Consider the following 14,672-nt stretch of genomic DNA (forward strand, 5'->3'; position numbering starts at 1 on the left):
TATCGGTTGTATGGACCGGATTTAGCCCCTTTTGTCGCCTGGCCGACAACCGCCTGGCCAACAAATAATTAGTTTCCTTCTGGCATTTCGTAAAAGTTACGAAATATCGTAACTCCTCCCAAATCGTAAGTCGGCAATGACTCACCGCCCAACTTCGATTTTAGCCCTTTGCCGTTAGTAGAGGGCATTTTTAAACAAGTCGAACTGGCTGGAACAGTATTTGGCAATTGAGTTGACAAGGAGCTACCAACACAATCCGTCTCCAGAACAAGCCTAGTTAACACAAACCGTACTATGAAAACGCTCATCATTCTGTTTTTCACCCTAACCCTGGCCAACAGCCTGCTGGCTCAATCAAACCCGGCAGTCCGCAAACAACAGTTTAACCTGGACAATGGCCTGGCTATTCAGGGGTATGATCCCGTTGCGTATTTCACCCAGAACAAAGCCGTAAAAGGATCAGCCGCCAACACCTTCACGTACAAAAACGTAACGTACCGCTTCTCGACACCGGCCAATCTGAAGGCATTTCAGGAAAACCCTGACAAATACGAACCGCAGTATGGTGGCTGGTGTGCCTACGCGATGGGTGCCGCCGGCGAGAAAGTTGAAATCGACCCCGAAACCTTCAAGATCAAAGACGGCAAGCTGTTCCTGTTCTACCACACCTTCATCAACAACACACTGACCAAGTGGAACAAGGACGAAACCAATCTGCACAAAAAAGCGGATGCCAGTTGGACTAAGTTCACCCAGTCTTAACCCTCATTTACCCTCAAACCCGTTAAACCAGCCTGTCAATCATGAACAATCTCACCATCTATATCCTCTGGGCAGCCCGCCTGGCAGCCGCTATCATTCTCCTACAGACACTGTATTTTAAGTTCGGCGCGCAGGCGGAGTCCGTGTACATCTTCGCCAAACTGGGTGTTGAACCCTGGGGCCGTATCGGCTCGGGCATCGTTGAACTGATTGCCTCCATCCTCATTCTGTTTCCCCGCACCAGTTGGATCGGGGCCGTGCTGGGCCTGGGCGTAATGCTCGGCGCCATTGGTGCTCACCTGACCATTCTGGGCATCGACATCCTGGGCGACGGTGGGTATCTGTTCGCACTCGGCGTTATCGTAGCCCTGAGTTGTGTCGTCATCCTGGTGCTGACGCGGCAACAGTGGCTGCCCATCGTGAGTGGATTCACGTTTACGCAATCGGTAGTAAAGAGTGAATCGGTCCGCCGAAGCGGAGCGCATGAGTGAACGGGTGACTAACTGCTTTGCTCTTTCACCGCCCGGCGGCCCGGTCATTCACTCATTCACTCATTCGCTCTTTCACTTATGTCTCTGAAATCCGCCAGTACCGACATTCTCATGCAACTCGCCGAGGTAGTCGGTCAGCTTACCGACGCCGAATACGCCCGTCCGCTTCCGGTTCTTTCCGGTAATACCATTGGCAAGCACGTTCGGCATATTCTCGAATTTTATGAACTGCTGGTCTACAGCGCCGAAGCCGCTCAGCAGCGGGATGCCGCCCAGCGGAGTGCCGCCCAGCGGGATGCCGCCCAATTAAATTACGACCGGCGCCAACGTGACCTGCGACTCGAAGTCGAATCGGACGAGGCCCTCCGACGCATTGGCAGCATCGACCGGGCCATTCAACTGCTCGACCTGAACCAGTGCCTGCACCTCGAAGCCGATTTATCTATCGCCGGAGCTAAAACGATACAAATTCCATCGTCGTTTGCCCGCGAACTGCTTTATAATATCGAACACGCGATTCACCACATGGCCCTCATTCAGGTTGCCGTCCGGAGTGATTTTCCCGCGGTTGTGTTACCCCTACACTTTGGGGTAGCTTATTCGACGGTACAGCACCAGTCGCACTGATAGCTTCATAACACGTATGCTACTCCTGTTTCTCATCGTCTGTGTCATCAGCTTCGCCGGGTCGCTGCACCCAGGTACGGTCAATCTGGCCGTGTTGCAAACGACCCTGAGCCAAAACCGGCGCGCCGGACTCTGGCTCGCCCTGGGCGGCAGTTTGCCCGAGATTGGGTATAGTGCCCTGGCCGCTGGCGGGCTGATGCTCATTCCGATGAATTCCGGCTGGACGATGTTTCTGACCATCGCGCCGATTCCGGTACTGCTGGGAGCAGGTGTCGCGGCTTTCCGCCAGAAGCCGGTTTTGCTGACTACATCCCCCGTCTCCCCTCCTGCCCTTCCGTTCTGGAAAGGACTGGCGCTGGGCGGCACAAATCCGCAGCTACTCCCCTTCTGGTCGGCGGTATGGCTATACCTGAGCCAGGTTACCATAGGCAGTCGTATGCTGGTTCCGGCCGGGCAGGTGGGCAGTCAGCTGGTGTTTGCGCTGGGTACGGCCGTGGGGGCCTTTGGTCTGTTGGTGAGCATCGTGTGGCTGGCTGACCGGCAGCGATACCGTATCGTACGCTATCTGAGCGGCCCGTGGATCAACCGCCTGACGGGTAGTCTGTTTATCGGCATGGCGTTGTGGCAGGTGGTTCAGTTAGTCTGACGTTCACGGTCTACTGTTTTGGTTTACGGTTTTCGACCTGTTCCGACATTCAGTTCTATTCATAACCAACCACCGAATACCGAAAACAGTAAGGCTATGCACCGCTCAATACCCTGGAGATTTCAACATCTGCGCTGGCGTATGATCTGGCTCATTCTTTTACTACTGGTTGTCTGTCTGCCCCAATGCGTGTCGGTGCGGATGTCCGACAGAAAAGTGAAGGCTTACTTCGCGGAGCGGCCGGTTAAGCCAACGTTCGGCTTCTACGACGTACCTTCGCCGGAGGGAGTTCAAACTATGCACTACGCCCGAATCAGTGCTTCCTCATCGAGCGCCGACACCCTCCCGACGGTCCTGTTCATACACGGATCACCGGGGGCCTGGGATGCTTTTATCAGCTTTTTCGCCGACTCGTCGCTTTACAGCCGGGCTCAGTTGATTTCGGTTGATCGACCCGGCTTCGGCAAATCAGATCTTGGCGAACCCGAACGCTCGCTGGAAGCGCAGGCCGCCGATCTGGCTCCGCTGCTTCGTCTGGGTCATACCAACCGCAAACCGATTCTGGTGGGGCATTCGCTGGGTGGCCCCGTCGCCGTTCGGCTGGCAATGGACTATCCGGACGACGTAGGTGGTCTGATCCTGGTCGCCCCTTCCATCGATCCGGACCTTGAAAAATTTGAATGGTATCGGCACGTCGGCAACGTCTTTCCGTTCCGGCAATGGCTGCCCACTGAGTTTGATGTCAGCAATCAGGAAATTTTACCACTCAAAGGCGAACTGAAACACATGATGCCACTCTGGAGCAGCATTCGGGTACCGGTTACGGTAATTCAGGGCGATGCGGATCCACTGGTTTCCCCCGGCAACGCTCCCTTCGCCAAACGGATGCTCGTCAACGCGCCCGTAACGATTCAGATGGTACCGAAGATGAATCACTTCATTCCCTGGAGCCGTCCGGATCTGATCCGCGATGCCATCCTTCATCAACTCGACCAACCAATAATCGCCGATTCGGCACAAACCAATTTGTCAACCAAATAACACACAACTTCGATGAGATCAATCACAGTCCGTCTGACCATTCTCTTTCTGTTCGCCATCACGGCCACCTTTGCGCAGAAGTCGCCCGTATTTGCCCCCGAGGGCAAAGCCATTCGCGGTTATGATCCGGTGGCTTACTTCACCGAGGGAAAACCCGTTCCCGGCGATCCTCAGTTTTCGTACAGCTACCAGGGGGCCGACTGGCAATTTGCCAGCGCTAAGAACCGGGACGCCTTCAAAGCGGACCCTGAAAAATACGCCCCTCAATACGGTGGCTACTGCGCCTTCGGTACGTCACGCGGCTACAAAGCCCCAACCCAGCCCGATGCCTGGACCATCGACAATGGCAAACTGTATCTGAACTACAACACCAAAGTGCGCACCGAATGGGACAAAGACCGGTCGGGCTACATCAAAAAAGCGGATGCCAACTGGCCTACTATCAAGGATAAAGAGAGTAAATAAATGGCGTCCAGGTTTCACGTTTGCTGACGCTACAACGTGAAACCTGGACCAATCAATCCCCCTCACCAAAACTATGCGCCGACTTTTAACAATCATTCTACTGACCCTGCCTATAGTGACGATGGCGGGTGGACCCTGGATTCGGGGTTATCGCAAAGGTTTCGTTCAGTTTGGCTACTCGGGCCTGTACTACAACGCCGTGTTTGGACCAACCGGCTCCGAACTGCCCATTTACCGCAACGCGAGCGACGTAACGCTGCAACTGTACGCAGAATACGGAATTGCCAACAACTGGGAAGTGCGGGCTGTGTTGCCCTATAAACTGCTGAAAACCGAACGTAGCACAAACCTCAGTGCCAACCCCACCCCGGCGGGTACGCTGACGGGCATCGGCAATATCGGCCTGGGGCTGAAACGCGCCATTCTCAACGGCCCGGTAAAGCTCAGCGTAGGCGTTGATGCACTGGCCAATACGTTCGCCAACAACGACCGGATCGGGTTGCGAACCGGCTACGAAGGCTGGACGGTGATGCCCTATCTATCAATTGGATCGGGGGGCAGCCGTACCTACTACTTTGCTGAAGCGGGCTATGGGTTTATGACCCAGAATTATAGTAACTTTCTGAAACTGAACGGCGAGCTGGGTTACCGGCTGCACCCGCGTCTGTGGGTAGCCGGTACGCTCGACTTCCGGCTACCCGGCAGAAATGGTCCGTTCTTCAATACCGAAGCGTATCAGTTTACGGGTACGTACCTGAACGACCAGCTATTTCTGGGCGCGGGCCTGAAAGCGGCTTATGACATTGTACCTGATCGCCTGGGCCTCACAGCCAGCGTCATCGGGGCATTGGCGGGCGAGAACGTACCGTTTTCGCGATCATACAACGCCGGCATTTTCATCAAATGGTAATTCTCACATAAAACTGACCTACTTATGAAATCGCTTATTTCGCTTTCCTTGGTGCTTATGCTTGGCCTGTTGGCCAGGTGTACCACAACTACTGAAGAGATTTTGGAACCCAGCCCGTCAACCGGAACAACTCCCGGTTCCAGCACGACCATGGTCGTTGGCACAACACCCGGCCAAATGGCCGACACCACCGGCCGCAAACTGCTGGGGCAGGGAACGTTTGTGAGCAATGTTCATCCGACCACCGGCACCATCACCCTCTACGAAAAAGACGGCAAACGGACGCTGGAGTTTGCTAACTTCCGGACGGACGGGGGCCCTGACCTGCGTATCTATCTGGCCGAAAACACCGGGTTGCGTAACTTCATTGAAGTGTCGAGACTAAGCAGCACCAGCGGTAATTTTTCGGTCGAGTTGCCCACCAACGCCGATCCATCCCGGCAGCGATTTGTACTGATCTGGTGCAAGGCGTTCTCGGTGCTTTTTGGCAATGCCGAGCTGAAGTAGACTCATGGCAAACACCCTGTTTGATTTCGTTGGTGGCCACAGCGGAGCGTGGAAAGTAGTCAGTATGAACCCGGTAGCCGGAGAATCGCTGGGCTGGGTATCGCACCTCCAGATCGTGCCGGGAACCCTGTCTGAGCCAGGCACGGGCGTCTGGACGCTGCGGGGCGTGGTCAGCAACCTCCGCTATACCGAACGGGCCGAGAAAGACGCCCTGACGGCGGTACAGGCCGGTCTGGACCGACCCGAAGCGACCTGTGCAGCTCTGATCCCTATCGGCAAAACTGAGGCCTGGTGGAACCTGACGCAGGACGAACGGCGGAATTTGCTCGAAAATCAGTCGCACCACATTCATACGGGTCTTCACTACCTGCCCGCCATTGCCCGTAAGCTCTACCACAGCCGGGATTTGGGCGAACCATTCGATTTTCTGACCTGGTTTGAATACGCGCCTGCTCATGCTGCACGGTTCGAGGAATTGGTGGCGGCTCTGCGCAATACGGAAGAATGGAAATACGTCAACCGCGAAATCGACATCCGATTAGTACGGGCGTAGAATTGATCAGTTAAAACAAAAGCACGCCGTGCAAAACAATACAAAACATATGATAACCGGCCAGACTGAACATCAGCAGCAGGCCCAGCAATCAACCATCCGACCCGCCACGCCCGACGACTTACCGGCCCTGAAGACCTTGATGGATGCGGTCGGCCTGTTCCCGTCGGACATGCTCGACGACATGATGGCCGACTACTTCAACGATCCGGACAGCAACCATTTCTGGCTCACTGACGATGACGGCGGACTGGTGGGCATTGCGTATTACGCCCCGGAGCGACTGACCGACGGAACCTGGAACCTGTACCTGATCGCCATTCATCCCGACCGACAGGGGCAGGGACGCGGAGCGGCTATGATGCGCTACGTTGAACAGGCGCTGCAGGAACGGGGTGAACGGCTGTTGCTGGTTGAAACATCAGGTTTACCCAGCTATGAATACCAGCGGGCGTTTTACCGGCGATGCGGCTATGCCGAAGAAGCCCGGATTCGCGATTTCTACCAGGCCGGTGAAGACAAGGTTGTATTTTGGAAGACGCTCTGACCACGACGGTTAAGGGCGGAACGCTACGGTAAGTATCATCTGTATATCGCAATTTTTGCCACCTCGTCAGCCTTTAGCCGGGCTATTTGAACCGGCTCATCGACATACAAAATCAGCCAGTTACCCGCTTTTTCAAGCCGACCCGGATGGGAATGGCAGGCGATTAGCTGCGTTCTATTCCACCAATCTGTTCGAGCAGAAAGTCCCGCTTGAGTTTCGTGACGGGTACCTGCGCCCCATCGGCCATGAGCAGATAGCCACCTTCCTGCCGCACAATCCGGGTCAGATAGGCGGAGTTGATCAGATGCGAATGATGAGTCCGCACAAAGCCGTTGGGTTCCAGAGCCTGCTCAACTTCTTTAAGGGTTCGGCAGATCAGTAATTTCCGACCGGAGTTCAGGAAAAAATGCGTATAACTGGCATCGGCCATGCACCGGACAATGTCGGCGATCTCAATAATTTCGTGCCCCTCCTGTGTGGGTAGCGCAATCCGGCTTTTCGTGGGTGGCCCCGTATGCGTGTAGTGCTCCCGAAGCAGGCTGAGCTGCGCCTGCTGCACCTGTCGAACGGTACGTTGCTGCCAGCGAATCAGCACCTCACGGAGTTCGTCTTCCTGCACGGGTTTGAGCAGGTAACTGAGCGCACTGAACCGGAACGCCCGAATGGCGTACTGATCGTAGGCCGTAGTAAAGATCACATCGAACGGCAATGAATCGAGCCGCTCAAGCAGATCAAAGCCGTTCAGGCGGGGCATTTCGATGTCCAGAAACAACAGGTCAAACTGGTTGTGGCGGAGCGCATCGAGGGCCGCTTCGGGCTGGTTGAACTGAGCAATAACATCTACGCCCATCCGCAGCTTTTGCAGCTTCATGGCCAGTACCTCAGTGGCATGTTTCTCGTCGTCAATCAGAATGGCTTTCATGTTCGTTGCGGGCGGTGATTAGTCGGTAGTTAATCCGGGCAAGCGTACCGGTTTGGCCGTTGTTGTCTATATCAATGAGTTGCACGTCGAGCTGGGTGGGGTAGTTGCGGTTGAAAAGCTCAATACGTTGTTGCGTAATGGCCATGCCATACGATTTGCGGGCGATGCTCGTACGGCTTTTCAGGTGGCCGGCCTGCTGCCGTCCGATGCCGTTATCTTCGATCTCAAAACGGAGTGTATGCTCGTTTTCGGCTATAATTCGGATATACAGTCGCTTATCGGCCAACTGACTTTGCCGCAGACCGTGCCAGATCGCATTCTCGACAAAGGGCTGAAGCAGTAGAGGGGGCAGCCAGACCTCTTCCTGATCGACACGGGCATCAACGTCAAGGGTATAAACAAACTCGTCGCCGAACCGCGTTGCCTCCAGCTCCAGATAAAGCCGCAGCCCCAGGAGTTCGTCCGAAAGCCGGACGATGTCTTCGTTGGAATGATTCAGAATCAACCGTAATAAGCGCGAAAAGCTCGACAGATACCGGGAGGCCTTTTCTTCGTCGCCTTTCAGCACAAAATATTCAATGGTATTAAGACTATTGAACAGAAAGTGGGGGTTCATCTGACTGCGCAGGGCCAGCATTTCCACTTCAGACAGGCGTTTTTCGTAAGCCGTTCGCTGCTCAACTTCATCAATATAGGCGCGATGGCTGGCTTGCCGCTCCCGGTCGATCAATCGGATTCGATAGGCCAGCGCCAGCGCAAACACAATGATTTCAAGCAAGACTGCAAACGACACCATCATCAGATTATCGACCCCGCCAGGCAGCGTCACCCCCTTCAGAATGATGCCCCCTGCCCGCAGCCAGGCCAGAATACCTACGGCTGCCATCAATACGTTACCCAATACGACATAACCCGTGAGCGGTGAGCGTACCCGGCGACTTACCCAAACTAACAAGGCTACGTAGAGGGGAATGAGGCCGTACCGCGTGCCCCAGAAAACGGCCCGCTGAAGTCCACCGTCGTTTGTCAGCAGCAACAGGATAGCATAAAGCACTCCGAAGCCGGCAAAACCCCAGGCTATCCGACGGAGCCAGCGGTGCGCAGGCGGATGGCGGGTTCGCAGGTCGAGGAGTTCAGTCAGAAAAAACAAATAAGCGGCCAGCCCAAGCCACAGAACGGTTTCGAGCAGGTGGGTACGCACCATTGGGAAATAGCTGATCCAATGGCCAAGCGGTGTGTAAGCGCGGGTTTTTAACAGCGAGAAGATACAGCCGGCCAGCACGTAGAGGAAATAATAGCCATAAATTGGTTGGCGATATTGCCCGTAAATCAGCCCGACAAAAAACAGAAAAAACAGTAAGGCACCCTGAATCCAGGTACGGTAAAGAAGTTCGGTGCTGTTGTTTCGGTAGTCCCGCGCTACGCGCTGGTGGTGGAACGATTCGGTTTCGAGCCGGACCGAAAGTGATGGGTGCGGGTAGTTGATGCGGGTTAGCTGAGGCAGCACGCCCTCTGCGTTAGCCAGCCGGATGCCCAGCTCAGCGACTTCACCGGCCGTCAGGGATAGAGATACGTATTGATCGCTCTCAGCAGTAGCCCACTCATCGGTGGGAACCATCGAGCCAGCGCGGAGTGAATCTAGCCGCTCAGGACCGTCAAGGTAAAACCGGGCGGTCTGTACCTCGCCGACATAGGCGTACAGGATCAGGGGCGAAGGCGTGTCGTTGTGCAGGAACAGGCGCAGCCAGCAGGCTTCGCGCGGGCTGGTTGCATACGCTTTGGGGAGTCGCTGGAGGGCAGGCAATTGCTTTACACGTTGCCAGGGCGTATCAATCGAGGTGATGGTCAGGGTTGCCCGATTGGTAAGGTATACCTGGTCGTCGATCTGGCTCAGGTACAGGGTGTCGGGCGATACAGCCTGTGCCGCCAGCGTACGGGATAGCATCCAGCCGCATAACACCCATAAACCAGTCCAACTGCGCATAATCTGGCAAAATTGCTCGAACCTTTATCTGGCCCTTCCCCAATCAATAGTATCAAATAAGCACTTATTCTGGCGTTTCCAGTTAACACACCCCTCATTTGGCTCCATCGAGGAGCAGTTTTAGTGTATGCTTTATAAGGGAGTATACTGCTGATGCAAGATAGCAACAAGCATCTCTTTGTGTTTACTCAAACACCCTGCTGATTGACCCAAATGCGTCATAGGTTAGTTCGTTCGACGGACTTTTACGACGCCCCGTAAGTTTGGCTTCGCATTCTAAAGCCATACTGTCATGAGAGATTACCAATTCATAGGCGTATTCGCCGTAGGCATGGCCATACTGGGAGAAGCCGCTGCTCAGGTACGTGTCAACGACCCTGCACAGACCGTCGAACGTACTGTTGAAGGACGCGTCAACGGCCGTGTCGACCAGGGTATCAACCGGGGGCTTGACAAAGTAGAGGAAGGCATCGGCAATATCTTTAAAAAGAAAGAGAAGAAGCCTAAATCCGAAGGACGATCATCGGCCGGTGAGACTGCCGCGACAGGCACTACGGCAGCAGATGAGTCGGCTGATGCACCGGCAGGTAGCCCAGCATCTACCCCGGGAGGAACCCCGAGAAACAGCCCCCGCACCGATGAACCCCGCAGCCTGAAAGCGTACAGCAAGTTCGATTTTGTGCCGGGCGAAAAGGTGCTGTATTTCGATGATTTCGAGCGGGTAGCGATTGGCGATTTTCCCGAAAACTTCAACAGCAATACCAGCGGGGAGGTCATGAGCCTCGACGGGCATCCGGGCAAGTGGCTGGGCATCACCAAAAACGGCACCATAATTCCTGAAAGCATCAAGACCATTCCCGACAACACCACCATTGAGTTCGATGTGGCTGTAATCGGCGAAATGGGCTGCGCCAACGATGGTTTTGGCCTGAAATTTTACACCGACAAAGAAACGGCGATGGACTATCACTTTGGAACGGGGTCGTATGTGTCCCTTCATTCCGGGGGGTGTCCCTACGCCAAGGTTACCGTCACAAAACCCGACGATTATTCGACGTTACTGCTTGATAACAAACTGGACATTAAAAACTGGGACTCTGACAAAGTACCCGTAGGCCGGGTGTCGATATGGCGGCAGAAAGGACGGCTGCGGCTGTATCTGAACGAAGAGAAAGTAGCCGACATTCCGCGCTTTTTTATCGAGCAGAAGCCCTATATGCTGGCTTTCTATCATAATTTTTACGGTGAAATTACCCTGCTGATGCGGAACCTTAAAATTGCCGTGGGTGCCCCGGATACCCGCTCGAAGCTCATAACCGAGGGTAAATTCAGCACCACGGGCATTCTGTTCGATGTCAACAAGGCTACCATCCGACCCGAGTCGTATGGCGTGTTGAAAGACATTGCCAATGTGCTCAAAGAAAACGCCGGGGTATGTGTCCGCATCATTGGCCATACCGATACCGACGGCGACGACGCCAGCAACCTGGCCCTGTCGAAACGCCGGGCGGAGTCGGTCAGGGTAGCTCTGACCACCGAATTCGGCGTTGAAGCCGCCCGTCTGGAAATCGACGGTAAGGGCGAGAGCCAGCCCGTAGCCCCCAACACCACACCAGAAGGCAAGGCTAACAACCGGCGTGTCGAGTTTGTCAAACTTTGACAACATGGCTCCATTTCTGAGTTAACTAGCCCTCCAACACGTCATGCAATAGTAAGCTGACCTGCAACAGGTTGTCTTGGTACCAGGGCGCGCTGGGCGATAACAGGAGCTTTTTCCGCAAGGCGCTGGCTGCTTCTTGAGCAGGCGCTATTGGCACAGAGCAATCTGCGCCAGCACGTCGGCTCTTAAGCGGGTTAATTCTGTCGGCGCATCGACGTACAGAATCAGCCAGTTATCAGCCTGTCCGAGCCGCCCCCGAACGCGGACGTTTTGCCCTACCGCTTTCAGGATCTGGTCATTGATCCGTTCGCCGTTCGGACCGACCAGGACGTAGCCATTTTCCCGGCCTTTGCCGTTTCTGACCCAAAGCAGGGGGGGTATCCCGCCCGCAATGCAGCGAACGGCGCAGGCCCGGTGCGGCCGACCATCGCCGGGTTTCATCACCCCCAGGAAGCATTTTGGGTCGGTGATTTCGCCCTGCAACGTCACCTCGCCCAGCGACTGAGTTGTAGGGATAGCCAATGACGGGGGGAGTGGAGCTACAGTCCGGCAGGCGCTGGCTTCTTCGGTCAGTTCAAGCGCGGCATGCCCTTCGTGGTAGATCAGGGTACCCCGAACACCGATTTTTTTGTTGTGCAGCGACCCATACCGTGCTTCCCATTGCCGGATGGTTGCCTCTGCGCCGTGCTTACCGTATCCAATCAGCAATATCCGCTCAAACAAGGGTGCGTCCGGGGGTGAATTTTTAACGGGTACCCGCAAAAACGGAACAGGCTCCCGAATCAACTGCCCTTCGAGCATCGTCAACTGACCGTATTCGAAAACAGCGTCTGAAAAACCGCGTTGCTGCCAGACCAGCAGGCAGGCCATAGCCGGCACCAGCACCACCAGCAGGAGAACCACCCAGCGGACAGGCCTCGCATAAGTCGGCGGGGCCTTCTCCTGCCAGCCAATGTAAAAATCAGGCGGTTCACCGGTGTGGTCAGTTTTCATCGTTGATCGTAGTTACCTTCAATAAAGCCGGCGTTTGTGGTGTACCAGGCGGATACGGTTGTGGATTAACCCAGACCGTAGTGCCGACGCAGCGCACGGCGTAGGTTTCGATTTTCTCGGTAAATGGCGGGGGCGACTGACCATTTTCGGGCAGGTACTGGTAGCCGTGCCACGGACACGTAATGCAGCCGTCGATGATCTTGCCTTCGCCGAGGGGTCCGTTCTGGTGGCGGCACAGGTTGCTTACCGCCGACAGTTTACCGTCGTATTTGAACAGCGCAATGTTCTGACCATTGACCATCAGCGTTTTAGCGCGATTATCAGCTATATCGTTTACATCGCAGACTGCCACAAAGCCGTCTGTTGCGGGGGCATTGGGATGCAGTTCGCGCCGGTTTCCGATAAAAGCGGCCATTACGTGCAGCCCAGATACGGTGAGCACGCCAACCCCCATTAGTCCAGCGTATACCGGCGATGTTTCTTGTTGCAGAATTCCCAGAGCAACGTGCATCACAATCAGCGCGTAGGCCAGATAAACGCTCATATGCAGGGTTTTCCAGACGCGCGGACTGAGGTTCTTGAGCCAGAAGTCGTGGCTGGTTGCAGCCATCACGAACAGAATCAGCAGGGCAAAGAAACCCAGCGGCTGAAACGGGAACTGACCGAAGCTGCCGTATTGCCGCTCGGAGGTAAACAACGAAACCAGCGGGTCAACATCGCCCCGCGTATGAAACTGCAGCACACTAAACACGCTGTGCACAGCCGCGACTATGAACATACTGACGCCCAGATGACGCCGGTTGTAAAGTAGCGGCAAAAAGCGATTGTCAAGTCGACAGAGCGGCCCAATAACCAGAATGACGTGCAGCATCAGAAACGCCAGCGTACTGGTAGCCCGGATAACGATCGTTTCCGTGGTTATCGGCGGGAACAGGCTGGTTTGCAGCGTGCAGAAAATGATGAGATAAAGAGCCATCAGGCCGGCCATCGTCAAATCGTACAGCCGTTTCTGACGATTCCACAAAACAGGGCTATAGTGCAGCGCCATATCGGTTCAAAGCTGGACAGTTTTCACCGTTCTACCATGCACATCATCCACAATCTCGACCAGCGGCCGGTTGGTACCGGTCGGCAACGGAAAACGGTACAGGCCCGGAGCATTCAGCAGCCCCACAGCCCGCCGACTTCCCTCCTGCCGAATGCACACAACCGCCGAGGGTGTTTCAAATGGCTGTTTCAGCAGAATCTCAAGCTGTCGTTCAGTGCCCCGTACCGACTGGCGCAGGTTCAGCACGAGGCTATCCGCGTCAATGGTACGCAGCAGAACCGGCATCGCCGTCGATTGCGGTGGCAGGACCGGCTCCTGAAGCCACGGCGACTGCTTAGTGGGCCGGGTTGCCAGGAAACCTAGGGGCAGGGCAACGACCAGCAGTAGCCAGATGAAGCGGTGAGCACGTCGGAGTGGTGGTGTCATTGAGCGTTGAATCTTATACCAGGTCAGTTAACGTTGTGGTTACAGCCGCTGCCGATACCACAGTTTGCGCATCAGCAGCGGCCACAGAGCTACGGATGCCGGCCACAACAGAATCCTGAGCATACTTGGCATCTGATGGGCTTCGGTATCAAGGCGGGCAGCGCCCCATCCGACAAAATACAGTCCGAACAGCGCCCCTACCGTAAGATAGCTATAAAACAGATATACAAGCAGTTCCATAATCATTTTCATCAAGTTGACGGATGTTCAAAGAGTGTTTCGCCGGGACCGTCTTCGGCCCACCACAGCACCTCGTACGTTCGGCAGCCGTTACGCTGCCCCGACAGGTGCATAGCCATCGACCGGCACTCACCGTAGCGTCGGCGGTACTGTTTCCGATACAGCCAGCCCGCCAGCGACATACCGGCAATCGGCCCGACGAAGTAGATCCAGACCGCCGTCCAAACCCCGGCTGAAACGGCCGAACTGACCGTCCGGGCCGGGTTGATGCTCATGCCGGAGTAAGGCGCTTCAACCGTGATGTAAAAGGCTACCAGCGCTCCGACAAAATAACCGGTGTAGGGCGCTAACCGCCGGGAGTTACTGAGCGCCAGCACCATCGTCAGCATCCAGAAGGCCATACCGAACTCCAGCACCAGCGCCACCCAGACTCCCGCTTTGCCAGGTACTGTTGCCACGTAGTTTACCGTTGGGTGGGCCATGAAGTACGGGATTAGCCAATGCAGTAACCCAATGGCCAGCGAGCCACCCGCGAACTGCGCAACGATGTAAGCGGCTGCATCCGTGGTGGTGATGCGATTGAGCCGCCACTGAGCAATGGTCACGGCCGGGTTCAGATGTGCCCCCGAGAGCTTACCCCATCGGGAATAGATCAGGCTAACCGCGGTCAGGCCCATGCCCAGGCCAATCAACGCCCGCCGAAGCCATGCCGACGGAATAGCATCCCGAACCGGTAACGCTGGATGCTCAACCAGAATCACGACGAAGGACGCCATGAGCATGAACGTACCCAACGCCCATGCTTCAATCAGGTAAACAGGCCATTTTTTGCTGAGCGTCGGAGCCATAC

At 55.4% G+C, this 14,672-nt stretch carries 18 protein-coding genes; 11 read left to right on the plus strand and 7 right to left on the minus strand.

Annotated elements, in window-relative coordinates; genetic code table 11:
• Positions 1–294: 294 nt before the first annotated feature.
• The 10 genes from BN8_RS12520 (at position 295) to BN8_RS12565 (ending at position 6,549) form a co-directional block, all read left to right on the plus strand.
• Positions 295–762: a YHS domain-containing (seleno)protein gene (locus BN8_RS12520; protein ID WP_009282242.1), complete on the plus strand. Its 468-nt coding sequence runs from the start codon at positions 295–297 to the stop codon at positions 760–762.
• 41 nt (positions 763–803) lie between these two features.
• Positions 804–1,253, plus strand: coding sequence for a hypothetical protein (locus BN8_RS12525; protein ID WP_009282243.1), 450 nt, complete (start codon positions 804–806; stop codon positions 1,251–1,253).
• 78 nt (positions 1,254–1,331) lie between these two features.
• A complete protein-coding gene (locus tag BN8_RS12530; RefSeq protein ID WP_009282244.1) occupies positions 1,332–1,880 on the plus strand; it encodes a DinB family protein in 549 nt (182 codons plus the stop codon).
• Positions 1,881–1,896: 16 nt separating this feature from the next.
• Positions 1,897–2,526 carry a LysE family translocator gene (locus BN8_RS12535; protein WP_009282245.1) on the plus strand — a complete coding sequence of 210 codons (630 nt, stop codon included), beginning with the start codon at positions 1,897–1,899 and terminating at the stop codon, positions 2,524–2,526.
• 96 nt (positions 2,527–2,622) lie between these two features.
• Complete coding sequence (locus BN8_RS12540; RefSeq protein ID WP_009282246.1) at positions 2,623–3,567, plus strand: alpha/beta fold hydrolase; 945 nt, start codon at positions 2,623–2,625, stop codon at positions 3,565–3,567.
• A gap of 12 nt (positions 3,568–3,579) precedes the next feature.
• Positions 3,580–4,032, plus strand: coding sequence for a YHS domain-containing (seleno)protein (locus tag BN8_RS12545; protein WP_009282247.1), 453 nt, complete (start codon positions 3,580–3,582; stop codon positions 4,030–4,032).
• Between the two features lie 73 nt (positions 4,033–4,105).
• The gene (locus BN8_RS12550) at positions 4,106–4,942 is read left to right on the plus strand and encodes a hypothetical protein (protein WP_009282248.1); all 837 of its coding nucleotides are present in this window, start codon (positions 4,106–4,108) and stop codon (positions 4,940–4,942) included.
• 24 nt (positions 4,943–4,966) lie between these two features.
• Positions 4,967–5,449 (plus strand): DM13 domain-containing protein, encoded by a 483-nt coding sequence (locus BN8_RS12555; RefSeq protein WP_009282249.1) that lies wholly within the window; start codon positions 4,967–4,969, stop codon positions 5,447–5,449.
• A gap of 4 nt (positions 5,450–5,453) precedes the next feature.
• Positions 5,454–6,002 (plus strand): chlorite dismutase family protein, encoded by a 549-nt coding sequence (locus tag BN8_RS12560; protein WP_009282250.1) that lies wholly within the window; start codon positions 5,454–5,456, stop codon positions 6,000–6,002.
• A 49-nt stretch (positions 6,003–6,051) separates the two neighbouring features.
• On the plus strand, positions 6,052–6,549 hold the full coding sequence (locus tag BN8_RS12565; RefSeq protein ID WP_009282251.1) for a GNAT family N-acetyltransferase: 498 nt from the start codon (positions 6,052–6,054) through the stop codon (positions 6,547–6,549).
• 163 nt (positions 6,550–6,712) lie between these two features.
• Here the strand turns inward: BN8_RS12565 and BN8_RS12570 are convergent, their stop codons facing one another.
• On the minus strand, positions 6,713–7,471 hold the full coding sequence (locus BN8_RS12570) for a LytR/AlgR family response regulator transcription factor (RefSeq protein ID WP_009282252.1): 759 nt from the start codon (positions 7,469–7,471) through the stop codon (positions 6,713–6,715).
• Complete coding sequence (locus BN8_RS12575; RefSeq protein WP_229367958.1) at positions 7,452–9,455, minus strand: sensor histidine kinase; 2,004 nt, start codon at positions 9,453–9,455, stop codon at positions 7,452–7,454. The genes BN8_RS12570 and BN8_RS12575 overlap by 20 nt, the downstream gene beginning before the upstream one ends.
• Before the next feature lie 292 nt (positions 9,456–9,747).
• On the opposite strand from BN8_RS12575, the gene BN8_RS12580 reads away from it, so the two are divergent.
• The gene (locus BN8_RS12580) at positions 9,748–11,115 is read left to right on the plus strand and encodes an OmpA family protein (RefSeq protein ID WP_009282254.1); all 1,368 of its coding nucleotides are present in this window, start codon (positions 9,748–9,750) and stop codon (positions 11,113–11,115) included.
• Positions 11,116–11,262: 147 nt separating this feature from the next.
• On the opposite strand, the gene BN8_RS12585 is transcribed toward BN8_RS12580, so the two are convergent.
• From BN8_RS12585 to BN8_RS12605, 5 genes are read right to left on the minus strand one after another with little or no spacing between them, the layout of a single operon-like run.
• A complete protein-coding gene (locus BN8_RS12585; RefSeq protein ID WP_009282255.1) occupies positions 11,263–12,108 on the minus strand; it encodes a hypothetical protein in 846 nt (281 codons plus the stop codon).
• Positions 12,098–13,156, minus strand: a complete 1,059-nt coding sequence (locus BN8_RS12590) for a Rieske 2Fe-2S domain-containing protein (protein ID WP_009282256.1) — start codon at positions 13,154–13,156, stop codon at positions 12,098–12,100. The genes BN8_RS12585 and BN8_RS12590 overlap by 11 nt, the downstream gene beginning before the upstream one ends.
• Before the next feature lie 6 nt (positions 13,157–13,162).
• Positions 13,163–13,582 carry a hypothetical protein gene (locus BN8_RS12595; protein WP_009282257.1) on the minus strand — a complete coding sequence of 140 codons (420 nt, stop codon included), beginning with the start codon at positions 13,580–13,582 and terminating at the stop codon, positions 13,163–13,165.
• 39 nt (positions 13,583–13,621) lie between these two features.
• Complete coding sequence (locus BN8_RS12600; protein ID WP_144051651.1) at positions 13,622–13,822, minus strand: hypothetical protein; 201 nt, start codon at positions 13,820–13,822, stop codon at positions 13,622–13,624.
• An 11-nt stretch (positions 13,823–13,833) separates the two neighbouring features.
• Positions 13,834–14,670, minus strand: a complete 837-nt coding sequence (locus BN8_RS12605; protein WP_009282259.1) for an MIP/aquaporin family protein — start codon at positions 14,668–14,670, stop codon at positions 13,834–13,836.
• Positions 14,671–14,672 lie beyond the last annotated feature (2 nt).

Origin of the sequence: Fibrisoma limi BUZ 3, from assembly GCF_000296815.2 — a bacterium.
Classification (GTDB): Bacteria; Bacteroidota; Bacteroidia; order Cytophagales; family Spirosomataceae; genus Fibrisoma; species Fibrisoma limi.